Origin of the sequence: Streptomyces sp. NBC_00490, from assembly GCF_036013645.1 — a bacterium.
GTDB classification, from domain to species: Bacteria; Actinomycetota; Actinomycetes; order Streptomycetales; family Streptomycetaceae; genus Streptomyces; species Streptomyces canus_F.
In genome coordinates this window covers 7,564,001-7,588,527 of the sequence record NZ_CP107869.1, presented here as the reverse complement: position 1 = coordinate 7,588,527, position 24,527 = coordinate 7,564,001, and the positions used below count along the sequence as shown (strand labels likewise).

Sequence of the window (24,527 nt, the reverse complement as noted above, 5' to 3'; positions counted from 1 at the left end):
AACTCTAAGCTGAGCCGTTCGGGTCGCCTTCCGTCAAGAGGTTGAACAGTATCCGCGGCTCCGGGCACGCGTGCGTACGCCGCTCCCAGGGCCGGGAACGGCGTGCGCACGGTCGGTTCCGGAGCGCTACCCGCCCTTCACTTCAAGGTCGCGGACGTCAGCCCCGCCTGCACCTGACGCTGGAAGGAGAGGTACACGACCAGCATCGGGATCATGGCGATGGTCACCCCCGCGAAGAGAACCGGAAGATCCGAGGCGTACCCCTGTTGCTGCTGGAGCTGGATGAGCCCCTGGGTCAGGACATAGCGCTCCGGATCGTCGCCGCTCTGCGGCTGCATGAGGACCGTCGGCAGGATGAACTGGTTCCACTGGCCGAGGGTGTTGAAGATGCCGACGCTGAGCAGACCCGCCTTCGCCATCGGCAGCATCACCTGGAAGAACGTCCGGGTGTGCGAGGCCCCGTCCAGGACCGCCGCCTCGAAGACCGCTGTCGGCAGGGTCCGGAAGAAGGCGTGCATGAAGAAGACCGTGAACGGCATCGAGTAGGCGATGTAGACCAGGATCAGCCCCTGGTAGGTGTTCAGCATGTCCAGCCGTTTGACCATGAAGAACAGCGGGACGAGGGCGAGGAACACCGGGAACATCGCGCCGGCCACGAAGAAGTAGTACAGGAATCGGTTGCCCCAGAACTCGTAGCGGGCCAGCACGTACGCCGCCATCGAGCCGAACAGCATCGTCAGCGGCACCGAGAAGACCAGCACGATGACGGTGTTCACGAAGTAGTCGCCGATGCCCTTGTCCCAGGCGCGGGAGAAGACGTCCAGCGACCAGTTCTGCGGCCAGCCGAAGGCCGAACCGCCGATCTGGGCATCGGTCCTGAAGGAGCTCAGCACCAGCCACAGCAGCGGCAGCACGATCAGCAGCGCCCACAGGGCGAGGAAGCCGTGCGAGAAGACGTTCAGTGCGAGGCCTTCACCGCGCGGGTCGCCGGGACGTGCCGGGGTCTTGCCGACCGAGGGCTGGGCGGGGACCGAACCGCCCGAGGCGGCGGTCTCCTTGAGGGGTGCGCTCATGAGGTGTCTTCTCTCCCCGCTCAGAACTCGACGCGGTCGCGGCGGGTGGCGCGCAACGTGAACACGGACACGATCAGGGTGAGAACGAGCATGACCACGCCCATGGCGCAGGCGTACCCGCTCTTGCCGTACAGCAGGAAGTTGCGCATCATCACGGTCGCCATGACCTCGCTGTGGTGGTCGGGGCCGCCTCCGTAGTCGCCGGAGGTCATCGTGGAGACCAGGATGAACATGTCCATCGCCGCGATGCCGAGATAGACCCAGGCGGTCTGCACGGACTCCCAGAGCAGGGGCAGCGTGATGCGGAAGAAGGACTGCGAGCGGCCGGCGCCGTCGATGAGCGCGGCCTCGTAGATGTCCTTCGGGATGGACTGCATGGCGGCGGAGAACAGCACGAGGTAGAAGCCGACGCCGTGCCAGACGACCACCACGAGCAGCGCCCACAGCACGAGGTCGGGCTCGTTGAGCCATTCGATGGGGCTCTGGGCGTCGACCAGGCCCAGCTTGATGAGGAGCCCGTTGAGCATGCCGCCGCCGTCACTGCGGTAGACGGCTCCGAACAGCACCGCCATGATCGCCAGCGACAGCACCTGCGGGAAGAAATAGATGATCTTGTAGTACTTGGATCCGGCGACCCCCGCGACCCCGCCGGCCCGGCTGCGACCGCCCACGTTGAGCATGAAGGCGAAGAACAGCGCGAGCAGAATGGTGACCAGGGGAAGGAAGATCAGGAACAGGATGTTGTGCCAGATCGCCCCCATGAAGATGTCGTCCTGGAACAGCGCCTTGTAGTTGTCCAGGCCGACGAACTTGAAGGTCTGGGACTGCCCCTTCCAGTCGGTCAGCGAATATCCGAACGTCTGGATGTACGGCCAGATCACGAAGGTCACATAGAGCGCCACGGGAGCGAAAAGAAATCCCGCGACGAACCGGTACTGCCCTTTGCGCATTGGCGTTTCCTGCCCCTGGTCTCCCGGCGGTACGCCCGCGCCCCCATTCCGGGGGCGCGGGGCACTGTGTGATCTAGTCCCGGTGGTTCTTCTTCGATTCCGGGTCCTTGGCCTGCTTGTCGACGGCGGCCTGGGCCCGCTTGAGCCACTCCGCCGGCTGGATGCGCTTGGCCATCAGCTCGTTGGACGCGTTCTCGATCGCCGTACCCATCTCGCTGTACCACTCGGTGTACAGGAAGCGGAAGGTGTCGTCACCGGCCGCCTTGGACGCCTCGACCGTCGACTGGGTGCCCGGCCGCAGCTTGACCCCGGTGTCGACGCCGTCCTTGACGATGGTCAGCGAGTTCGCCTCCTTGGCGAAGGTCGTCGACCACTCCTTGGACAGCATCATCCGCACGAACTCCTTGGCCGCGGGCAGGTTCTTGGCCTTGGCCGGGATGATGAAGGGCTCGCCGGAACCGGCCCGGATCGCCTCGAAGGGCAGCTTGCTGCCGGGCAGCAGCGGCATGGGCAGGAACTTCATGTCGAAGTCGGACGGGGTCGTCTTGAGCTGCTCGTTCTCCAACCAGGAGCCGCTGGTGATGAACACGGCCTTGTACTGGTTCCAGCGGGTCTGGGACTCGGTGTGGGTCAGGCCGTTCGTGCCGGGCATCAGGTAGCCCTTCTCGACGACCTCGTAGACCGCCTCGACGGCGGCCTTCGCGGCGTCGGAGCCCACGAACGCGTTGGGCTCGAGGTTGTCGATCGCCTTCATGGCCTCCAGGCCGCCGGTCTTGGCAATCAGGTCCATGATGGCGACGTTGATGTAGTACGGGTACTTGCCCTGGTGGGCGAGGCCGCCGATGCCCTGGGACTTGGCGTCCTTGCAGATGGCGAGGAACTCGTCCCAGGTCTTGGGCTCCGTCCAGCCCTTCTCCTTGAAGAGCTTGCCGGAGTACCACAGGCCCCACACCGTGTAGATGTAGTTCAGGGCGACGACCTTGCCGCCCTGCATGCCCGCGTCGAGGGTGCCGGGGATCAGCGTGTCGCGGACCTTCTTGGACGGGTCGTCGATCGACGGGGCGTCCAGGACCACGGCGAGGTCGAGCAGCTGGCCGTTCTTGTACAGCACGTCGATCGGGATCTGCTGGGCGCCGGAGTCGTCCACGATGTCCGGCGGGTTGCCCGCGTTGAAGCGGGGCTGGAGCTTGCCGGTGATCTCCTGGGTGCCGGTGTGGACGGAGGTCACGCCCCACTTCTTCTTGAAGCTCGCCTCCCAGGCCTTGGCGTAGTCGTCGCCGTAGCCGCCCTTGAAGATGACGACGTCCAGCTTGCCGCCGTCCTTCACGCCGAACGGGTTCGACTTGGAGGTCTTGCCCCCGGTGTCGTTGTCGGAGGTGTCGTCCCCGCCGCCGCTGGCGCAGGCGGACAGGACGCTCATGGTGGGTACGGAGATCAGACCGAGCGCGGCGGACCGCTTGATCAGATCGCGGCGGCCGACGGAGGCTTTGTTGCTGTTCTCGGCGGAAGTGGATCCCATGCTCAAGTCCTCGCCTTCTCCAGGACTCAGGCGGTGAACCGGATCCTCCCGGGCACCGCGTTCGGGTCACGCTGGGTCGTGCAGGAAGTGCGGTGAATCGCCGACAGGTATAGTCCACTTCCCGCCAGCGGAGCAAGATCGAATGCAAGGTTGGCCATGGGTCTTTTCCGAGTTGAGACCTCCCGGAAATATGTACGGCCTGTGTGCTCCCTGACGGAAAAATGCCCGTCATTATGCCCGAATGCCACACCCAACGCCCTTGACAACGCTGACCACTTGGGTCACAACTGATCCTTGCGCATCGAAGTTGACAACGTTGTCCGCGATGGCAGGAGGGTGCTGGCACATGCGGCACAGAGCTCGGTACAGACGAGGCCCGGCGGTCGTTCTCACCACCGCCTTTGCTTTGGCCATGGGTTCCCAGGGGGCCGCGACGGCCCTGCCGGAGGCGCCCGGCGCCGACCGGGAGTTCGCGTCCTCCTTCGAGGCGGAGGATCCGGTGCCGGACTGGACCGACACGGTGGAGCGCGCCTCGGGCGTCGACGGCGGCTACAGCAGCGGCATCCCGGGCAATGTGACCGACCGGGTCACGGACGTCCGCGCGAGCGCCGAGAACGCCTCCGGCGGCGAGGTGAAGGAGAACCTCGCCGACGGCGAGCCGGGCACCAAATGGCTGGCGTTCCAGCCGACCGGCTGGGTGGAGTTCGACCTGGACAAACCGCGAAAGATCCTGACGTACGCCCTGGTCTCGGCCAACGACCACGCCGAGCGCGACCCCAGGGACTGGACGCTTCAGGGCTCGGCGGACGGCAAGGACTGGAAGACCCTCGACACCCGCTCCGGCCAGTCCTTCGCCGAGCGCTTCCAGACACAGTCGTACGATCTCGCGGAGCCGGCCGAGTACCAGCACTTCCGCCTCGACGTCACCGCGAACAACGGCGCCTCCGACATCCTCCAGCTCGCCGACGTGCAGTTCTCCACGGGCGGCGGCAACGGGCCCGTCCCGCCGGACATGCTCTCGCTGGTCGACCGCGGCCCGAACGGCTCCCCCACCGCGAAGGCGCGGGCCGGCTTCACCGGGAAGCGCGCGCTGCGGTACGCCGGGCGGCACACCGCGGACGGGCGGGCGTACTCGTACAACAAGGTCTACGACGTGAACGTGGCCGTCGCTCCGGACACCCGGCTGGCGTACCGCGTCTTCCCGTCGATGGCGGACGGCGACCGGGACTACGCGGCGACGAACGTGGCGGTGGACCTGGCCTTCACGGACGGCACGTATCTGAGCGGCCTCGGGGCCCGGGACCAGCACGGTTTCGCGCTGTCGCCGCAGGGTCAGGGCGCCTCGAAGGTGCTGTACGTCAACCAGTGGAACGACGTGTCCTCGCGGATCGGGTCGGTGGCGGCCGGGAAGACGGTCGACCGGATCCTGGTGGCCTACGACTCCCCCGGCGGCCCGGCGCGGTTCCGCGGCTGGCTGGACGACGTACGGCTCGCGCCGGTGGCGCCCGAGAAGCCGAAGGCCCACCTCTCGGACTACGCGCTGACCACCCGCGGCACCCACTCCAGCGGGGCCTTCTCACGCGGCAACAACTTCCCCGCGACCGCCGTGCCCCACGGCTTCAACTTCTGGACGCCGGTCACCAACGCGGGCTCGCTGAGCTGGCTGTACGACTACGCGCGGGCCAACAACGACGACAACCTGCCGACGATCCAGGCGTTCAGCGCGAGCCATGAGCCGAGCCCCTGGATGGGCGACCGGCAGACCTTCCAGGTGATGCCGTCCGTCGCCGCCGGCGTCCCGGAGACCGGCCGCGAGGCGCGGGAGCTGGCCTTCCGGCACGAGAACGAGACCGCGCGGCCGTACTACTACGGGGTGCGGTTCGAGAACGGGCTGAAGGCGGAGATGGCACCGACCGACCACGCGGCGGCGCTGCGCTTCACCTACCCCGGCGACGAGGCGAGCGTCCTCTTCGACAACGTGACGGACCAGGCGGGGCTGACGCTCGACAAGGCGGCCGGGGTCGTCACCGGGTACTCGGACGTGAAGTCCGGGCTCTCGACCGGGGCGACGCGGCTCTTCGTGTACGGCGTCTTCGACAAGCCGGTGGTCGAGGGCGACTCCAGCGGGGTCAAGGGCTATCTGCGGTTCAAGGACCGGACCGTCACCCTGCGGCTGGCGACCTCGCTCATCAGCCTCGACCAGGCCAGGGACAACCTGCGCCAGGAGATCCCGGACGGCACGTCCTTCGAGACGGTGAAGTCGCGTGCCCAGCGGCAGTGGGACGGACTGCTCGGCAAGGTGGAGGTCGAGGGTGCCACCGAGGACCAGCTGACCACGCTGTACTCCAGCCTGTACCGGCTGTACCTGTACCCCAACTCCGGCTTCGAGAAGGTCGGTTCGACGTACAAGTACGCGTCCCCGTTCTCGCCGATGCCGGGCCCCGACACCCCGACGCACACCGGGGCGAAGATCGTCGACGGCAAGGTGTACGTCAACAACGGCTTCTGGGACACGTATCGGACGACCTGGCCGGCGTACTCGCTTCTGACGCCCTCTCAGGCCGGTGAGATGGTCGACGGATTCGTGCAGCAGTACAAGGACGGCGGGTGGACCTCGCGCTGGTCCTCCCCCGGTTACGCGGACCTGATGACCGGCACGTCCTCGGACGTCGCCTTCGCGGACGCGTACGTCAAGGGTGTCGACTTCGACGCCAGGTCGGCGTACGAGGCGGCCCTGAAGAACGCCACCGTGGTGCCGCCCACGTCGGGCGTGGGCCGCAAGGGGATGGAGACCTCCCCGTTCCTCGGCTACACCGGCACCGAGACGCACGAGGGGCTGTCCTGGGCGCTGGAGGGCTATCTCAACGACTACGGCATCGCGCGGATGGGACAGGCGCTGTACGACGAGACGGGTGAGAAGCGGTACGCGGAGGAGTCGGAGTACTTCCTCAACCGGGCCCGGGAGTACGTCAACCTCTTCGATGCGCGGGCCGGCTTCTTCCAAGGGCGGGATCTCGCCGGTGACTGGCGGGTGGAGTCGTCGAAGTACGACCCTCGCGTCTGGGGCCACGACTACACGGAGACCAACGGCTGGGGGTACGCCTTCACCGCCCCGCAGGACAGCCGCGGCCTGGCCAACCTGTACGGCGGCCGCCGCGGGCTCGCCGAGAAGCTCGACGAGTACTTCGCCACGCCGGAGACGGCCTCGCCGGACTTCGTCGGCTCCTACGGCGGGGTCATCCACGAGATGACGGAGGCCCGGGACGTCCGCATGGGCATGTACGGGCACTCCAACCAGGTCGCCCACCATGTGAACTACATGTACGACGCGGCCGGGCAGCCGTGGAAGACCCAGCGCAACGTCCGTGAGGTGCTGTCCCGGCTCTACACCGGCAGTGCGATCGGGCAGGGCTACCACGGTGACGAGGACAACGGCGAGCAGTCGGCGTGGTTCCTCTTCTCCGCGCTGGGCTTCTATCCGCTGGTGATGGGCAGCGGCGAGTACGCCGTCGGGTCACCGCTGTTCACCAAGGCGACCGTGCACCTGGAGAACGGACGGGACCTCGTCGTCAGGGCGCCGAAGAACAGCACCCGCAATGTGTACGTGCAGGGTCTGATGGTCAACGGGAAGACCTGGACGTCGACTTCGCTGCCGCACTCGCTGATCTCGAAGGGCGGCACGCTGACCTTCGACATGGGTCCGCGGCCCTCCACCTGGGGCACGGGCAAGAACGCGGCACCGGTGTCGATCACCAAGGACGACAAGGTGCCCACGCCGCGTGCGGACGTGCTCGTCGGTGACGGGGCGCTGTTCGACAACACCTCGGCGACGGACGCGGCCGTGACCTCGGTGGATCTGCCGGTGTCCCAGCAGATCAAGGGCGTCCAGTACACGGTGACGTCGTCCTCCGACCATACGAAGGCGCCGAGCGGCTGGACCCTCCAGGGCTCGGACGACGGGACCAGGTGGAAGACCCTGGACCAGCGGTCCGCGGAGTCCTTCGCATGGGATCGGCAGACACGGGCGTTCACGGTGAGGTCTCCGGGTACGTACGGGAAGTACCGTCTGGTGCTCGACGGCGAGGCGGTGGTGTCCGAAGTCGAACTGCTCGCCTGAGCAGCAGCGTTGGGGGTCTCATGCAGGGTGTCGATCCGGCCTGGCTGCCGGACGTGGCGTTCCGGCCGATCGGCACCCGGCGGACCCTGATCCGTGGTTCGGGTCCACTGGTGGACACGGTCCACGGGGAGGTGGCCAGGGCCTGCGAGCGGTTCGGAGGGAGCGTCTCGCGCGAATCCGGTTCGTACGACCTGGTGTTGGAGCTGGACGGGGACGACGGCTCCGAGGGGTTCGTGTACGGGCGGGGTGACGGGTGTACGACCGTCACCGCGTCCGGCGCGCGCGGGCTGCTGTACGGGTTCTTCCATGTCGCACGGCTCGGTGAGACGGCGTTCCGCGACGACGCTCGACGCGCCTCCTTTCAGCCTGAGTTGGCGCTGCGGATGCTCGATCACTGGGACAACGTGTCCGTGCACCCGGTGATGGGCCAGGTGGAGCGCGGGTACGCGGGCGGCTCGCTGTTCTGGGAGGACGGGCGGGCGCGCGGCGATCTGGAGCGGGTCAGGGCGTACGGCAGGCTGCTCGCCTCGTGCGGCATCAACGCCGTGGCCGTGAACAACGTCAACGTGCACCGGGCCGAGGCGCGGCTGCTGACCGACCGGATCGGCGAAGTCGCCGCGATCGCGGGCGCGTTGCGGGCGTACGGGATCCGGACGCATCTGTCCGTGAGCTTCGCCGCGCCGGTCGTGCTCGGCGGGCTCGCGACGGCCGACCCGCTCGACGACGACGTGCGGGCGTGGTGGGCCAAGGCGACCGTGCGGGTGTACGAGGCGATACCGGACTTCGGCGGGTACGTGGCGAAGGCCGACTCGGAGGGGCAGCCGGGCCCGTTCGCCTACGGCCGCTCGCACGCCGAGGGGGCGAACATGCTGGCCGCCGCGCTGGAGCCGTACGGCGGGACCGTGCACTGGCGGGCCTTCGTCTACGACCACCGGCAGGACTGGCGGGACCGGACGACGGACCGGGCGCGTGCGGCGTACGACCATTTCGTGCCGCTGGACGGGGAGTTCGCGTCGAACGCCGTGCTCCAGGTCAAGCACGGGCCGATGGACTTCCAGGTGCGGGAGCCGGTCTCACCGCTGATCGGCGCGATGCCCGCCACCCGGCTCGCGGTGGAGTTGCAGGCGACGCAGGAGTACACCGGACAGCAACGGCATGTGTGCTGGCTGGGGCCGATGTGGAGCGAGGTGCTGCGGTTCCGGCCCGACGGCACGCCGGTGGCGGAGCTGGCGGATGCCCTGGTCGCCGTCTCCAACGTCGGCGACGACCCGTTCTGGACCGGGCATCCGCTGGCCCAGGCGAACCTCTACACCTTCGGCCGGCTGGCCTGGCGGCCGGACGCGGACCCGCTGGAGATCCTGGACGAGTGGATCGGGCTCACCTTCGGGACGGAGCCCGCGGCGGGGGTGCGCGCGGTGATGGAGGGGTCGTGGCGCACGTACGAGAAGTACACCGCGCCGCTCGGGGTCGGTTTCATGGTGCAGCCCGGTCACCACTACGGGCCGAGCGTGGACGGATACGAGTACAGCCCCTGGGGCACCTACCACTTCGCCGACCGGGACGGCATCGGCGTGGACCGCAGCGCGGCGACCGGCACGGGGTACGCGGCGCAGTACGCCAAGCGCTGGGCGGAGGTGTACGAGTCACCGGAGACCTGCCCGGACGAGCTGCTGCTGTTCTTCCACCATGTGCCGTACGGGCATGTGCTGCACAGCGGTAAGACGGTGATCCAGCACATCTACGACACGCACTTCGAGGGCGTGGAGGAGGTGGAGGCCGCCCGGCGGGTGTGGGCCTCGCTGGTGGATCTGGTGGACGCCGAACGCCACGCGCGGGTGACGGAGCGGTTCGAGGAGCAGCTCCGCTGTGCTCGCGAGTGGCGCGACCAGGTCAACAGCTACTTCTTCCGGAAGTCCGGTGTGCCCGACGCCAACGGGCGCCGGATCCACTAGCCGCGTTACTCGATGCGCAGGATCGCCGTGCCCAGCGGGTCGAGGGTCAGGGGCTCGCCCTTCTCGGTCCGCTTGCCGGTGAGCAGGTCGGTGGCGGTGGTGTGGGCGGTGAGACGGGCCGGTTCGGGGGTGTGGTTGAGGAGGAAGAGGAGGCGGGTGCCGTCCGGCGCGATACGGGTCGCGGTCTCGACGGTCGGCTGGTCGGCGTAGGGGCCGAGCAGGTCGTGGCGGGCGAGGACGCGGCGGACCACCTCGTCGACGCCGGGCTGGTCGAGGGCGGTGGCGACGTACCAGGCCTCGCCCTCCCCGAACGCGTTGCGGGTGACGGCCGGGGTGCCCGCGTAGAAGTCGGTGCCGTAGGTGGCGACCGGCTCGGCGCCGCGCGGCTGGACGATCTCGAAGACGAGGCGGGCCTGCGACCCCAGCTCGGGTACGGGCTGGGTGAACTGCGGTGGCCGGGCGTCCCATTCGTCGATCCGTACGCCCATCAGGGGCGCGAGCGGTCCCGGTACGTCGGTGAGGAACGCCCGGTCGTGCTCGTCACCGCGGCCCGAGAGGAAGGTCGTCAGGACCGTGCCGCCGCGTGCGGCGACCGCTTCCAGGCGCTCGGCGAGGTCGCCCTTGACCAGGTGCAGGACGGGGGCGAGGACCACGTCGTACGAGGTCAGGTCGGCGGTCTGCGGGACCACGTCCACATCGGCACCCGCCTCGCGGGCGGCGCGGTAGTAGGCGTGGACCACCTCCTGGTACTTGACCAGCCGGGAGGGGCCGTCGGAGATCTCCAGGGCCCACCAGCTGTCCCAGTCGAAGACCAGGGCGGTGCGGGCGGGGGTGCGGGCGCCGAGCGTGGAGCCGCCCAGGGCCTCCAACTCGCGGCCCAGTTCGGCCACTTCGCCGAAGACCCGGGTGTCGTCGCGGCCCGCGTGGCCGATGACCGCGCCGTGGTACTTCTCGCAGGCGCCACGGGAGGCGCGCAGCTGGAAGTAGAGGGCCGCGTCGGCGCCATGGGCGACGGCCTGGAAGGTGGCCAGCCTCAGCTCGCCCGGGCGACGAAGGGGGTTGACGTCCCGGCACGCGGTCGTGGACGGCGTCTGCTCCATCAGCCAGAACGGGGCGCCGTCCTTCAGGCCGCGCATCAGGTCATGGGCCAGGGCGGTCCAGGTCGGCGGGGCGTCGAGGGGCGGGTAGCTGTCCCAGGAGGCGAAGTCGAGGTGCGGGGCCCAGCGGTGGTAGTCGAGGGGGCGGAACATGCCCATGAAGTTGGTGGTGACGGGGGTCTGCCGGTCGTGGGCGCGGATCACCTCCTTCTCGGCGAGGAAGCAGCCGAGGAGGGCGTCGGTGGTGAAGCGGAAGTAGGCGAGGGTGATGCCCTGGAAGGCGGTGTGGTCGGGGCCGCGCCAGTGCTCGGTGAGGGCGCTGGGGGGTTCGATCTCGGCCCAGTCGGTGTAGCGGTGGGACCAGAAGGTGGTCCACCAGGCGTCGTTGAGGGCGTCGAGGGTGACGTACTCGGCCCGGAGCCACGCGCGGAACGCCTCGGCGCAGTGCTCGCAGTAACAGGCGCCGCCGTACTCGTTGTTGATGTGCCAGGCGAGCAGCGCCGGGTGCCCGGCGTACCGTTCGGCGAGGCGGGCGGCCATGGCCGTGGAGAGGCGGCGGTACGCCGGTGAGCTGGGGCAGAAGTTGTGGCGCTGGCCGTAGCGGTGGCGGCGTCCCTCGAAGTCGGTGCGGTTGACCTCGGGGTACTTCCTGGCGAGCCAGGGCGGGAGGGCGGCGGTGCCGGTGGCGAGGCAGACCTGGCGGCCCTCGGCGGCGGCGCGGTCGAGGACCCGGTCCAGGACGGTGAAGTCGTAGGTGTCCTCTGCGGGTTGGGTCAGGGACCAGGAGAAGACGCCGACGGTGAGGGTGTCGATGCCGGCCCGGGTGAAGAGCCGGTGGTCCTCGTCCCAGGTGGACCGTGGCCATTGCTCGGGGTTGTAGTCGCCGCCGTACCGGATCTTGCGGCTCATACGGTGAAGTCCTCCTGGGTCTCGGCGATCACCGGGCGGTCGCCGTGCAGCAGGGACAGCAGCAGCGGGGCGGCCAGCAGGGCGGGCAGGGCCTCGGTGAGCAGGGCGGTCCCCGCGGCGGTCAGGACGAGCAGCGAGGCGGTGGCGAGGGTGGCACGGCCGTGCCGGAAGAGGAAGTAGCCGGCGAGGCGCGCGGTGTCGCGGGCGCGGAAGCTGAAGAGGGAGGTCAGGACGAGTGCGTGGGCTCCCCACAGCAGGGAGCCGAGACCTATCGCCGCGAGCAGCACCGCCCACCAGCCGGGCAGGCCGGTCGCGGAGAAGTGGGTGAGCGTGAAGGCGATGACCGTGAGCCAGGTGAGCAGGGGCGTCCACAGTTTCAGGGCGGGGAGCGCGTTGAGCCGCCAGCCGCGCCAGTAGGTGCGGGCCGGGTGGAGGTCGGTGAGGTCGCGGTCGCGGTGGTGCAGGGCGTAGAGGGCGGCGGCGCAGGCGGGGCCGAGCGGGAGGAGGCACAGGGCGGCGAGGGGGATGTTGGAGGGGGCGGGGCCGAGCAGGAAGAGGCCGGCCAGGCCGGGGGCGGCCGCGACCAGGAGGAGGGCCTCGACGGTGACGAGGGTGTGGATGAGGGCGGCGGCCCGGGACAGGGGGCCGATCCCGAAGGCGGTGGACGGGGTGCTCATCGCGTCTCCTTCCGGGCAGCCCGTGTCCCCCGACGGGCCGGAAGCCGGCCGATGCCCTCGGCCGGGATGCGGATCACCCGTTCTCCTTCTTGAACCGTTCGTACGCCTTGTTGTGCAGGTCGACGAGCTGCTGCATGTTCTTCGACTTCAACTCGGAGACGTAGTCGTCCCATTCGGACAGCGGGCGCTTGCCGAGGACGAACTGGAGGGTGTTCTGGATGGCGTGGTCCTTGAGCGGCGTCTCCCACAGCGTCGCCTGTTCCTGCTCCACGGACTGCAGGGGGTGGGCGGGGTCGATGGGGAGCTCGGTGCGCTCGGACATGGCGTCCTGGAACTTCTTCTCGTCCGGGCTGAAGTTGGAGGAGACCAGGGCCCAGCTGCCGCCGTAGGTGAAGACGCCGTTGAAGAAGCCGAAGTCCTTCTGGAGGTCCTTCGGGGCGTCCGGGTCGGAGCCCATGAGGGAGATGCCGGGCTCCAGCCTGTACCGGCCGCCGGACTCCGTGTAAGTGGTGCCCTCCACGCCCCACTTGCAGAACTTCTGGCCCTCGTCGGAGTACCAGAGCCAGTCCACGAACTGCATCATCGCGACGAAGGTGTCGGCCTTGAGGGCCTTGCTGGAGACCATGACGCCGTTCTCCAGCCGGGTGCCGCCCAGCACCACCGGGCCCGCCGGCCCGAGGGGCACCGGCACCATCTCGATCTTCGCGCCCTTGACCTGCTTCTCCAGGTTGTAGCGGTAGTTCTGCACCAGCTCCTGCGGATTGGCGCTGATCGCATAGGACTTCTCGGCCAGCAGCTTCTGCACGGCCTGGTCGTCCTGCTGGGTGAAGCTCTCCGGGTCGAGCAGCTTCTCGGCGACGATCTTTCTCAGGTACTCGACCATCTGGCGGTAGGCGTCCGTCGCCGCGTTGAAGACGAACTTCCGCGCCTTGGTGTCGAAGGTGATGTTGTTGTACGACCAGCCCGCCTTGACCCCGTACGCCTGGCCGAGATAGCCGAACAACGCCCCGCACGGGAAGGGGGTGTTGGTGCTCCAGCGGTCGGTCCAGGGGTATTTGTCGGGGTACTCCGCCTTCAGCGCCTTCAGGACGTCGTACACCTCGTCCCAGCTGGTGGGCAGGGACAGGCCGTGCCGGTCGAGGACGTCGGTGCGGAAGGACAGCGAGTAGCCGGACTTGACCTTCTCGTGCAGGCCGGGCAGCAGGTAGTACTTGCCGTCGGACTGGCGTATGGAGTCCAGCTCGGGCTCCAGCCGCCAGCGCTTCACCTTGTCCTGGTAGTTGGGCATCAGGTGCACGTACTCGCTGACCGGGAGGATCGCGCCGGAGGACACGAAGGCGACCTCGCCCGGGTGGTACGTCTTCGGGATCAGGAAGGGGGCGTCGCCCGCGCCGATGAGGACGCTGCGCTTCTTCTCGTAGTCCGCCAGCGGGACGTCGACGGGCTTGATGGTGATCCCGGTGCGCCTGGTGACCTCCTTCCAGAACAGCCAGCCGCTCTTCGTCGGGTAGACCGGGTTGTTGTTGTGCAGCATCGAGAAGGACAGCGGCTTCGCGGCCTTGAACTGCTGGCCCGCGCGGTACTCCTTCATGGCGCCGTTCTGCTTCTTGGAGAGGTCCTTGCTGTCCCCGCCGTCGTCGCCGCTGCCGCACCCGGTGAGGCCGGCGAGTCCGATGAAGCCCGCGGCCGCCAGGATCTGACGCCGCGACAGCTGCCCTTCGTTTCTCACGGATACTCCCTTGTTCCGTAGGTGAATTGAGTGAGCGTCAGCCCTTGACCGCGCCGAGCATCACGCCCGAGACGAAGTAGCGCTGGACGAACGGGTACACGCACAGGATCGGCAGCGCGGTGAGCACGATGGTGACCGCCTGGATGTTCGCCCCGACCTGGCTGAGCTGTTCCGTGCCGGCTCCGGCGTTGGAGCCTCCGGTGGCGCCCTGGATGAGGTTGCGCAGATAGACCGTGACCGGCATCAGATCGGTGCTGTCCATGTAGAGGAACGCGCTGAACCAGGAGTTCCAGAAGGACACCGAGTAGAAGAGCACCATCGTCGCGACGACCGCCTTGGACAGCGGCAGCACGATCCTGAGCAGGATGCCGTAGGTGCTCAGGCCGTCGATCTGCGCGGCCTCCTCCAGTTCGGCCGGCAGGCTCTCGAAGAAGGCCTTCATCACGAGGAGGTTGAAGACACTGATCGCGTTGGGCAGCGCGATCGCCCACACGCTGTTCTTCAGGCCGAGGCTGGTGATCAGGACGTACTGCGGGATCAGGCCGCCGGTGAAGAACATGGTGAACACCGCGACGCCGACGAGCGCGGTACGACCCTTGAGCTGCTTCTTCGACAGGACGTACGCGTAACAGGTCGTCAGGACCATGGCCACGGTGGTCGCCACGACCGTGTAGAACACGGTGTTGCCGTAGTTGCGCCAGAACATCGAGTCCTGGAACACGATCTTGTACGTGGTGAGGTTGAACCCCTTGGGCCACAGGGTGACTTCACCGGCCCGGATCTGCCGCTCCCCGCTGAAGGAGCGGGCGACGATGTTGACGAAGGGATACAGGGTCACCAGCACCACGAGGCTGAGGACCACCCCGTTGACACCCTGGAAGACCCGGTAGGAACGGCTCGGCCTCACCACAGGCTGGTCCCCACCGTGCGGCGCGACAGCTGGTTCGCGGAGACGATCAGCACCAGGCCGATGATCGCCTCGAACAGGCCGATGGCGGCCGCGTAGCTGAAGCTGCTGGACTCCACACCGGTCCGGTAGACGTAGGTGGAGATGACGTCGGCGGTCGGATAGGTCAGCGCGTTGTAGAGCAGCAGGACCTTCTCGAAGCCGACCGCGAGGAACGTGCCGATGTTGAGGATCAGCAGCGTGATCATGGTGGGGCGGATGCCGGGCAGGGTGACGTGCCAGATCTGCCGCCAGCGGTTGGCGCCGTCGATGCGCGCGGCCTCGTACAGGTCCTCGTCGATGGTGGTGAGCGCGGCCAGGTAGAGGATCGTGCCCCAGCCGGCGGTCTGCCAGATCTCGGAGCCGACGTAGATCGTGCGGAACCATCCGGGTTCCTGGATGAACCGGATCGGGTCGTGGCCGAACCAGCCCAGGACGTGGTTGACCGCGCCGTCCGTGGCGAGCATCTGCATGGTGATGCCGGCGACGATCACCATCGACAGGAAGTGCGGGAGATACGACACCGACTGCACGAACCGCTTCAGGGAACGCCGGCGCACCTCGTTCAGCAGCAGGGCCAGCACGATCGGGATCGGGAAGCAGAAGACGAGGGTGAGCCCGCCGATCCACAGGGTGTTGCGGAACACCTGCCAGAAGGTGGGGTCGCTGAGGAACATCTCGACGTAGCGCAGGCCCACCCACTGCTCGCCGAAGATCGAGCCGCCGGGCTGGAAGCGGCGGAACGCGATCACGTTGCCGAGCATCGGCAGATAGCGGAAGACCAGGAAGAACAGCAGCGGCAGCAGGGCCAGCGAGTACAGCTGCCAGTCGCGGCGCAGTGCCCGTCTCCAGGGGACGCGGGCGGAGGGCACGGGCGGCGGGTCGGGCTTCGGTGGGTCCTGGATGCCGGGCGGAGACGCCGACTTGGTGGAGGTGCTCATGCTCGGTCCTCACAGGAGGGGGGAGTTGAACCGAAACTTTCGAGCTCTTACCGGTAACTTCGCGGCAACCTAAAGGCACTCGGAAAGCGCTGTCAATGGGTGCAGCAGCGGGCTTTTGAGGCAGGCGTGCGGAGTTGAAGTCTCTTCCGTGCGGGGTAGGACACGGGAAACCGGCACATCGATCTCCGCAAGTTTCCCTCTGTCGTCCGACTCCTGCGAGGTGTCCGTGCCCGCGTTCGACCTGCCGCTGACGGAGCTGGTGCATCACCGCCCGCTGCCCGAAGAGCCCGCCGACTTCGACGAGTTCTGGCACGAGACCCTCAAGGAGGCGGCGCAGCCCGAGGTGTTGGTGTCGGTCCGGCCGGTGGAGACCGGACTGCGTCTGACGCAGACGTGGGACGTGACCTTCCGGGGCTTCGCGGGCGACCCGGTGCGCGCGTGGTTCAGCAGACCGGCGGGCGTGTCCGAACCCCTGCCCGCGGTGGTCGAGTTCGCCGGTTACGGCCGCGGCCGCGGGCTGCCCCACGAGCGCCTGACCTGGGTGACCGCCGGATACGCCCATCTGCTGATGGACAACCGCGGCCAGGGCGACCAGTACGGCAACGGCGGCCGCACCCCCGACCCGCACGCGCGGACGCCCGGCGGGCCGGGCCCGGCGGTACGCGGTCTGCTCGCCCCGCACGGCTACCACTACCGGCGCCTGATCACGGACGCGGTACGCGCGGTCGCGGCGGTCCGTGAGCTGCCCGGGGTGGACGCCGGACGTGTCTCGGCGGCCGGCAACAGCCAGGGCGGCGGCCTCGCGCTGGCCGTCGCGGGGCTCGTCCCGGACCTGGCGGCGGCGCTGGTGACCGCGCCCTTCCTGTGCGGCATCCAGCGGGCCCTGGATCTCACCGACGCGAGTCCCTACGGCGAGATCACCGCGTACCTGTCCGTCCACCGCGGCTCGGAGCAGGCCGCCCACCGCACGCTCGCCTACATGGAGGGCATCTCCTTCGCCCGCCGCGCCCACGCCCCGGCCCACTTCGGGGTGGGCCTGCGCGACACGGTCTGCCCGCCGAGCGGGGCGTACGCCGCCTTCAACCGCTACGCCGAGTTGTCGGGCGCCGAGCCGCGCACCGAGATCCACGCCTATCCGTACAACGGGCACGAGGGCGGGGACGCGGTGCAGGTGCGCCGGCAACTGGACTGGCTGCACCGGACCTTGGAGGGCTGACGAAAAGCTCTGGTCCTACGATGCGCGGATGGAGAAGACAGTGACCGAGGGCCCCGAGCACCGTGTGGGCGACATTCTGCGCGTGACCTGCCCGTGGACCCCCGCGAAGGTGGCGAGGGTCGCGGGGCGGCACGCCTTCGTCGTCTGGCCGTGGGCCGAGATCGACCCGGACTCGCGGTACCGGTGGGACGGCCAGGTCGCCATGCCCACCGACCCGGACTCCCTCGAGTGGTGGCAGGGCGTCTTCCATACGGAGCCGAAGCCCTGGGAACTGTCGGCCGGGGACACCTGCCTCGTCGGTGTGCCCGAGACCCTGCTCCGGGTCCTCGACATCCAGCGCCACGACCCGCCGGCGGACCGGGGGCGGCTCCCCCGGCCGCGCACCACGCTGGTCGTGGCCCACGTCGATCAGCCGGACGGGACGTGGGACGAGGAGGAGGGCCAGGGATTCGTCCTCGATCCGCACGCCTCCGAGCCCCTCACCTTCGAGCTCGTCTCCCGCGCCACCCCGTAGGTCAGCCGACCGCGAGGGTGAACACGCGCAGTCGCGGATCGTCCGGCAGCCGTACGCTCGCGATGCGCTTGCCCGCCGGCGCGGTGAACGGCTCGGTGGCGAAGACGTACGTCGCGACCGGATCCCTTCCGGCTCCCGCGATGTTCCGGTACGCGGCTTGGGCGACGACCTCGTTGCCGTACCGGACACTGCCGCCGCCACCGCCCCGCGTCCAGTCGGTGAAGGAGAGCTCGGTCGTGTCGGTGGTGCCGTCGGTGTAGGTGACGGTGGCCTCGGACTGCCGGTCGCCGAAGACCGCGCTGCCGACGAAGGACAACTGGCTCACTGGCTCGTCCAGTCGCAGGGTCTGTCCCGCGGCCGAGGCGTGGTCCGGCCGCCCGCTCGGCGAGTCCGGCCAGGTGAAGGCCAGAGCGCCGACCGTGCCCCGCGCACCCGGCGTCAGCCCCGCCGCGGTCAGCGCCTGCCGGGAGTAGCTCCAGCCGGCGCCGTCGAAGTCGGCCTCGGCGTGGTCGCCGGAGTCGTCCGAGACGCCGGTGCCGTTGTAGGCGGCGAGGAGGGTGCCGGGGGCGGCGACGGTCAGGGCCACGGGTTGGACGTAGGAGGTCACCGCGACCTGCACGTCGTGGAAGCCCTGCTCGATGTCCTTGTCGGCCGTCAGCACGATCTCCCGCGTCCCCTCGACGATCCTGCCCTCGGCGGGAGTCGCGGTGATGCCCCGGGGCGTCTCCACGCGGAAACGCACCTCGCCTCCGCCCACCGGAAGGGCTGTGACGCCGACCTTCGTGCTGCCGCCCGGGGCGAGCGTCGCCGTGGTCGGGCCGACACCGATCTGGTACGGCTGCTCGCCCTCGCGGAAGGACGGCGGGGCGTCCTCGGAGGCGGTGCCCCAGGACCGGTCCGGGGTGGCGGAGAGCGTGTAGTCCAGCCGTCCGCCGTCCCGCACGAAGGCGGCCGGGAGCCAAGGGCGTTTGTTCGTCCGGCCGTTGACCTTCAGGGAGTGGATGTACGGCGCGTCGGCGGGGGCGCCCTCCGCGCTGACGGTGATGTCGCCGCCGCCCGGCCGGTCGATCTCGATCCGCGGGAACAGCGGTGAGGCGAGGACGAGTTCGGCCCGCGAGGGGACCTGCGGATACATGCCGAGCGCCGAGAAGACGTACCAGGCCGACATCGCGCCGAGGTCGTCGTTGCCCGGGATGCCGCCGGGCCGCGTCGACCAGAGCTGCCGCATCGCCGCGCGGACGGTCTCCTGCGTCTTGTACGGGGCACCCGCGTAGGCGTACAGGTAGGGGACGTTGATCGACGGCTCGTTGTCCAGCTCGGCCTTCTCCCCGCCGCTGCCGGTCAGGGCCCAACCGCCGTCCTTGTCACGGAAGAAGCCGTCGAGCCGCGCCACCGCCTCACCCCTGCCGCCCATCGCGGCGAAGAGCCCGGCCGGGTTGTGCTGGACCATCCAGGTGTACTGCGCCGCCGTACCCTCGACGAACCCCTTGCCCGTGCCCGGGGTGAAGCCGGTGACCCAGCTGCCGTCGGCGTTGCGGTCGGCGATGTAGCCGCCGCCGGGGTCGGCCGCCAGGTTGAAGTTGTTCTGCCACCACTGGGAACGCCCGGCGAAGTCGGCCGCAATGCCCTTCTCCCCTGCCGCGGCGGCCAGTTGGGAGAGCGCGAAGTCGGCGCCGGACATCTCCAGCGTCTCGGCCGCCCCGCCCCAGGCGTGGGAGACGGACGGCATGTAGTGATGCTTCAGGTACTTGTCCAGGGACGGGCGTTGCCCGACGGACAGCACCGGCCGCCCGGCGGACGACAGGTCCTGCCGGGTCGGCACGGTCGCCGCCTTCACCAGCGAGGCGAGCGCGCCGCGCACATCGAAGTCCGTGCCGCCGAAGGCGTGGATACCGGCGAGGGCGATGGGTGACGGGTCCCCGTTCATGACATGGGTGCCGCTCGCGCCGTGCAGCCAGCGGTCCCAGATGCCGCCGTTCTGCTTGGCCAGTTCGTACAGGGACTGGGCGATGTCGGAGCCGGTGTCCGGCTCCAGCAGGGTGAGCAGCTGCACCTGGTCGCGGTACACGTCCCAGCCGGAGAAGGTGCCGTACTGGGCTCCGCGGGCCGTGGTGTGCGTCTCGCCGTCGGGGCCTCGATATCGACCGTCGACGTCACTGATGACGTTCGGGTGGAGGAGGGAGTGGTAGAGCGCGGTGTAGAAGGTGGTGCGCTCGGCGTCCGTGCCGCCGCCGACCCGGATCGCGTCCAGCCGGTCGCGCCAGGCGCCGCGGGCGGCCTTCCGTACGTCGTCGAAGGTGCGGTACGACGGGTTCTCCGCCGCCAGGTTCGCCTCGGCGCCCTCGCGACTGACGTAGGAGATACCGACCTTGACGTTCACCGGTCCGGCGCCGGGTGCGAACTCGACGTAGCCGCCCGCGCCCTGGCCCGCGACGGGCCGTCCTCCGTTCGCGAAACCGCCGGTGCCGCCGGACGCCTGCCGGGACCCGAAAGCGAGGCGGTCGTCCTCCCAGGTGCCCGTCGCCTTGAAGGCGCGGTCGAAGTGCGCGGTGAAGTGGAGGGTGTAGTAGGCGCGTCGGCCTTCGGAGTCGAGGTGACCGCAGAAGTTCCCGGAGGTGACGGACCCGGAGACAGTGCGGCCCGCCGGGTCGATCTCGATCCGCGAACCGGTCGAGCCCACCTCGGAGTCGGCGGTACGGATCAGCAGCGAGGCCGGCTTGTCGTCCGGGTAGGTGAAGCGGGCCGAGCCGGTGCGGGTGGTGGCGGTCAGGTCGGCCGTGACGCCGGACGCGAGAGCGACCTCGTAGTGGCCGGGCTCGGCGGTCTCGTCGGCGTGGCGGAAGTCGGCGGCGTACACCGCGTTCCCGGTGTCGCTCGCGGGCGAGGTGGTGACCTCACCGGCGTACGGGAAGAACGGGATGTCGCCGCTGCCGCCCGCGCAGCCCGTGCCGGACATGTGGGTGAGGCTGAAGCCCCGGATGCGGGTGGCGTCGTGGTGGTAGCCGCCGGGCGCCGCCGTGCGGGTGGCGTCGCCCCAGGTGTTCTCGGGGCTCCAGGAGAGCATGCCGAAGGGGGTGACGGCGCCGGGGAAGACGTTGCCGCCGTTCCTGGTGCCGATGAGCGGGTCGACGTACGGCGTGGGGTCGTCGACGAGGGCGGGCGGCGCGGCGGGGGCGGTGGGGGTGACGCCGGCGAGCGCGAGGGCGACGGCGAGGATCAGGGACATCACGTGCGCCAGCCGTACCACTGGGCCGGTGGGCGGGGATTCTGCCACGCGGAGGTGCCACCCGGTCGGGGCAACTCCAACTCGCTTGACTTCGCCTTCCGTTGACACGGTAGAGTGAGGTTTAGACCACTAGACAACGTTGTCCGACACCGCACGGACGCGGAATCGCGGCTCCACGGCGCCGCCACAGACCAACCGACGCCCGGGCAGGGGACTCCCCCCGTTCGCCTGCCCGGCCCGCGGACCCGGTGGGGATGCCCACCGGGTCCGCACAGGCCACCCGGCGCCTGTGAATCGGGCACCGGAAGCAGGCCTCCGCGCCTACCCTGTCCGCGTGACTCGCACCGATCTCCTCCTCCGCGCCCTCCAGGACCCTGGCGACCCGCCGCTGCGCCCGCTGCCGGACCGGGCGGCGGAACTGCTGCGGGAACTCGACGCGCCGCCCCGCCTGGCCGCCCATCTGCGGGCGGTGCACGACGTGGCGTACGAACTCGTCGAGTGGGTGTCGCGACGGCACCCGGGGCTGCCGCTCGACCGCGACGCCGTGCTCTTCGGCGCGGCCACGCACGACATCGGCAAGACGGCCCACACCGCCGAACTCTCCGGCCCGGGCTCGGCCCACGAGGACGCCGGCCGCGAACTGCTCCTCTCCCACGGCACCGCCCCCCACCTGGCCCGTTTCGCCGCCACCCACGCCACCTGGACCCGGCCGGACCTCGGCATCGAGGATCTGCTGGTGAGCCTCGCCGACAAGATCTGGAAGAACAAGCGGGTGCCGGAGCTGGAGGACCTGGTCGTCAGGGAGCTGGCCGCGGCGAGCGGGCGGACCGTGTGGGAGGAGTTCCTGGACCTCGACGACCTGCTGACGTCCGTGGGTGAGGGGGCGGACGCGCGGCTGGGGTTCCAGGGGACGTATCCGGTGTGAACCGGGGCCGGCGGTCGGCCACCGGCAGGGGGTGGCCCCCGTCGAAGGGGTCGCGGGTCGCCATGCCGGCCCTCGCTCCCGGGAGGCCCCGCGATTCGCTGCGATTCCCTGCGAGGAATGGCCCGCGAGCCGCTCGCCCCGTTACAACAGGCCCGTGGACTTCCCCAGTGCGCTTCGTGAACGCCGTACCCGCCGTCATCTGAGCCAGCTAGACCTGGCGCTGCGGGCGGGCACCACCCAGCGGCATCTCAGCTTCATCGAGTCCGGCCGGTCCGTGCCCGGACGGAAGATGGTCGTACGCCTTACCGAGTCGCTGGAACTGCCGCTCAGGGAGCGCAACGAGCTGCTCCTGGCCGCCGGTTACGCGCCCGTGTACCCGGAGAGCTCCCTCGACGACCTGGTGCTCGCGCCCGCGCGTACGGCGATCGAGCACATCCTGCGCGGGCATCTGCCGTATCCGGCGCTGGTCGTGGACGGCAGCGGTGGGCTGGTCGCCGCGAACAGCGCGTTCGACGTGATCACCGAGGGGGCGGCCGCCGAGCTGGTGGGGCCGGGCTGCAACATGTACCGCCTCGCGCTGCATCCGGACGGCGTGGCGCCGCGCATCCTCAACCTCGCGGAGTGGGCCCGCCACATCCTCGTACGCCTCGACCACCAGCCTGAGTTACGGGCCGAGCTGACCGCGTACGTCCCCGAACCGGGCGCTTCTGCCGGGCTGTTGGGGTTCGCGGTGCCGTTGCGTCTGCGGTCCTCGTACGGTGAGCTGAGCCTGATGACGACGGTGACCACCTTCGCCACCGCCGTCGATGTGACGCTGGCGGAGCTGAAGCTGGAGGCGTTCCTGCCGGCCGACCCGGCGACGGCGGAGGCGCTCACTGCGGCTGCGGGTCAGGCTCCGGGGAACATGTAGTCGGCCTTGATCCGGCCGTCGTCGTCGAGTACGAGGACCTCCAGGCCCCCTCCCAGCACGTCTCCGGTCTCGGCGGACACCGCCTCCCAGCCGAACTTGACCAGACCGTGCAGGCGTACCGCGTCGGCGCGGGACCGGAAGGTGTACCCCTTCTGCTCGACGAACTCCTCGTAGCTGCGCGTCACCCGGGTCTCGATGGCGTCGTACCCCTGGGCCTCCAGGGTGGTGCGGTCGAAGCCGAGGCCCGCCGCGATCTCCCGTATCTCCACGGGTGGTTGAAGGATGTGCGTGCCGTCCTCGGCCCAGAGCCGCTCGATGGCCGCGCGACGTTCGGCGGCGTCCGGGACGTTCCACTGGGCGATGTAGGCGCGGGCCAGGTCCTGGGGGTCGATCTCGGTCATGTACGTCTGTCTCCTTGCCGGCAGTCGCGCAGGTCGCGCGGGTCGCTTCGACCAGATCCTGCGCTGTGCCGCGGAGACCGACAATTCCCCCCAGGGAATGGGCCGGTGCGCGGACCCGGCGGCCGGCGGCCCACGCCCGCCGGGTCCGCTTCGGCTCAACCCACCCGGCAGGGGAGGGTCGTTGCCGTGTCGGCGCCGCCGCCTTCGACGACGTAGCCGAACGTGGTGCTCGCGCCTGGAGCGAGGGAGCCGTTCCAGTTGGCGTTGTGAACCATCACCGCCTGGCCGGTGTACGTCGCGTTGCCGTTCCAGAGGCTGTTCACCTTCTGGCCGCCGGGCAGCGTCCAGTCGACCATCCAGCCCAGCATCGGGACGTCGCCGGAGTTGGTGACGGTCACCTCGGACTGGTAGCCGCCGCTCCAACTGCCGGTGGTCCTGCGGGTCGCGGTGCAGGCGCCCGGCACCGGCTCGCTCGGGTTGCCCGGCTCGTGGATGCCGGTTACCTCGCCGTTGCCGCCGTCGAAGACGACGTCGGAGCAGGAGTAGAAGGTCTCCGCGCTGTCCGAGCGCTGCCAGACCATGTAGATGATGTGGCGGCCCGACTTGTTCGCCGGAAGCTGCCCGGACCATGCGTAGTTGGCCTCGACCGTGCCCGGGCTGCCGTTGAGCGGCGGGTGGTCGACGGAGAGGAAGGGCCGGTCCTCGATGTCGTCCCAGGTGAGGGTCTGGGACGCGTCGAAGCCGTCCTTGGTGACGTAGACGTAGAACCAACCCGGGTGCGCGGCCCAGGCGTTGTAGGAGAAGTCGACGGTCGCGCCCGAGGTGAGATGGGTCAGCGGCCAGTCGGTGCGGGCGGCGTTGAAGCCGGTGAAGTTGGTGTTGCCGCCGCTGCACAGTTCGCCGTCCGGCACGAAGCCGCGGGTGCGTCCGGCGCCGTCCGAGCGCAGTACGGAGAACCAGTTGTAGAACGGCGTGGTGCCGCTGACCGCCTGTGCGTTCTTGCAGGCCGGGTTGACCGGTTTGATCTCGCCGGTGTCGGTCAGTCCGTCCTGCCAGCACAGGAAGGTGCGGCTGGCGGGCTTCATCGGGGTGCCGTGGGCCTCAGCCGGACCGCCGGTCGACATCACCAGCGTGATGGCCGGGATCGTGGCGAGCAGGGAGACCAGGACGAGGAAGAGGGCTCTGGCGCGGGTGGGGAGCGTTAATCGGCGACCTGGGGACGCCGCTGATCGTGTCATGATCATGACAGTCCAGTCCGTTCCTTGAGGTACGGGCCGTGCGGATGCGTGCGTGCGGATGAGCGGGGTGGGGGGATTCCCTGGGGCAGGTTCCGGTCCGCCATATGGGAGCGCTCCCACCCCGCCTGTTGCGGAAGTTAGCGCGAACGGGGGCGGCTGTAAACGGGTGGCGCGCGAGAGGTGGCCG

The 24,527-nt window shown here is 69.4% G+C and carries 17 protein-coding genes; 6 read left to right on the top strand and 11 right to left on the bottom strand.

Annotated features, from left to right (window positions below):
• Positions 1–137: 137 nt before the first annotated feature.
• The 3 genes from OG381_RS34750 to ngcE form a co-directional block, all read right to left on the bottom strand.
• Positions 138–1,073, bottom strand: a complete 936-nt coding sequence (locus OG381_RS34750; RefSeq protein ID WP_327719951.1) for a carbohydrate ABC transporter permease — start codon at positions 1,071–1,073, stop codon at positions 138–140.
• 20 nt (positions 1,074–1,093) lie between these two features.
• The gene (locus OG381_RS34745) at positions 1,094–2,023 is read right to left on the bottom strand and encodes a carbohydrate ABC transporter permease (RefSeq protein ID WP_327719950.1); all 930 of its coding nucleotides are present in this window, start codon (positions 2,021–2,023) and stop codon (positions 1,094–1,096) included.
• 73 nt (positions 2,024–2,096) lie between these two features.
• A complete protein-coding gene (gene ngcE / locus OG381_RS34740) occupies positions 2,097–3,542 on the bottom strand; it encodes an N-acetylglucosamine/diacetylchitobiose ABC transporter substrate-binding protein (protein WP_327719949.1) in 1,446 nt (481 codons plus the stop codon).
• 346 nt (positions 3,543–3,888) lie between these two features.
• Between ngcE and OG381_RS34735 the strand changes: the two genes are divergently transcribed.
• Both OG381_RS34735 and OG381_RS34730 read left to right on the top strand, forming a co-directional pair.
• Complete coding sequence (locus OG381_RS34735; protein ID WP_327719948.1) at positions 3,889–7,659, top strand: GH92 family glycosyl hydrolase; 3,771 nt, start codon at positions 3,889–3,891, stop codon at positions 7,657–7,659.
• Positions 7,660–7,679: 20 nt separating this feature from the next.
• Positions 7,680–9,611 (top strand): alpha-glucuronidase, encoded by a 1,932-nt coding sequence (locus tag OG381_RS34730; protein ID WP_327719947.1) that lies wholly within the window; start codon positions 7,680–7,682, stop codon positions 9,609–9,611.
• Positions 9,612–9,616: 5 nt separating this feature from the next.
• On the opposite strand, the gene OG381_RS34725 is transcribed toward OG381_RS34730, so the two are convergent.
• From OG381_RS34725 to OG381_RS34705, 5 genes are all read right to left on the bottom strand, one after another.
• Positions 9,617–11,617 carry a beta-galactosidase gene (locus tag OG381_RS34725; protein ID WP_327719946.1) on the bottom strand — a complete coding sequence of 667 codons (2,001 nt, stop codon included), beginning with the start codon at positions 11,615–11,617 and terminating at the stop codon, positions 9,617–9,619.
• Entirely contained in the window at positions 11,614–12,294 is a 681-nt protein-coding gene (locus tag OG381_RS34720) for a hypothetical protein (protein ID WP_327719945.1), read from the bottom strand. The genes OG381_RS34725 and OG381_RS34720 overlap by 4 nt, the downstream gene beginning before the upstream one ends.
• 73 nt (positions 12,295–12,367) lie before the next feature.
• Positions 12,368–14,023, bottom strand: a complete 1,656-nt coding sequence (locus OG381_RS34715) for an ABC transporter substrate-binding protein (RefSeq protein ID WP_327719944.1) — start codon at positions 14,021–14,023, stop codon at positions 12,368–12,370.
• Between the two features lie 37 nt (positions 14,024–14,060).
• Complete coding sequence (locus OG381_RS34710) at positions 14,061–14,933, bottom strand: carbohydrate ABC transporter permease (RefSeq protein WP_327719943.1); 873 nt, start codon at positions 14,931–14,933, stop codon at positions 14,061–14,063.
• A complete protein-coding gene (locus OG381_RS34705; RefSeq protein WP_327719942.1) occupies positions 14,927–15,910 on the bottom strand; it encodes an ABC transporter permease in 984 nt (327 codons plus the stop codon). Before OG381_RS34705 ends, OG381_RS34710 begins: the two co-directional genes overlap by 7 nt.
• Positions 15,911–16,136: 226 nt before the next feature.
• On the opposite strand from OG381_RS34705, the gene OG381_RS34700 reads away from it, so the two are divergent.
• Positions 16,137–17,126 carry an acetylxylan esterase gene (locus tag OG381_RS34700; protein WP_327719941.1) on the top strand — a complete coding sequence of 330 codons (990 nt, stop codon included), beginning with the start codon at positions 16,137–16,139 and terminating at the stop codon, positions 17,124–17,126.
• 28 nt (positions 17,127–17,154) lie between these two features.
• Positions 17,155–17,640 (top strand): hypothetical protein, encoded by a 486-nt coding sequence (locus tag OG381_RS34695; RefSeq protein WP_327719940.1) that lies wholly within the window; start codon positions 17,155–17,157, stop codon positions 17,638–17,640.
• A gap of 1 nt (position 17,641) precedes the next feature.
• Here OG381_RS34695 and OG381_RS34690 read toward each other — a convergent pair whose 3' ends face one another.
• Positions 17,642–20,866, bottom strand: coding sequence for a GH92 family glycosyl hydrolase (locus OG381_RS34690; RefSeq protein ID WP_327722625.1), 3,225 nt, complete (start codon positions 20,864–20,866; stop codon positions 17,642–17,644).
• Between the two features lie 334 nt (positions 20,867–21,200).
• Between OG381_RS34690 and OG381_RS34685 the strand changes: the two genes are divergently transcribed.
• Entirely contained in the window at positions 21,201–21,791 is a 591-nt protein-coding gene (locus OG381_RS34685) for an HD domain-containing protein (protein WP_327719939.1), read from the top strand.
• Positions 21,792–21,945: 154 nt separating this feature from the next.
• Positions 21,946–22,701: a helix-turn-helix domain-containing protein gene (locus OG381_RS34680; RefSeq protein WP_327719938.1), complete on the top strand. Its 756-nt coding sequence runs from the start codon at positions 21,946–21,948 to the stop codon at positions 22,699–22,701.
• Here the strand turns inward: OG381_RS34680 and OG381_RS34675 are convergent.
• Complete coding sequence (locus OG381_RS34675) at positions 22,680–23,102, bottom strand: hypothetical protein (RefSeq protein WP_327719937.1); 423 nt, start codon at positions 23,100–23,102, stop codon at positions 22,680–22,682. The genes OG381_RS34680 and OG381_RS34675 overlap by 22 nt on opposite strands.
• A 155-nt stretch (positions 23,103–23,257) precedes the next feature.
• The gene (locus OG381_RS34670) at positions 23,258–24,340 is read right to left on the bottom strand and encodes a lytic polysaccharide monooxygenase auxiliary activity family 9 protein (RefSeq protein WP_443061957.1); all 1,083 of its coding nucleotides are present in this window, start codon (positions 24,338–24,340) and stop codon (positions 23,258–23,260) included.
• Positions 24,341–24,527 lie beyond the last annotated feature (187 nt).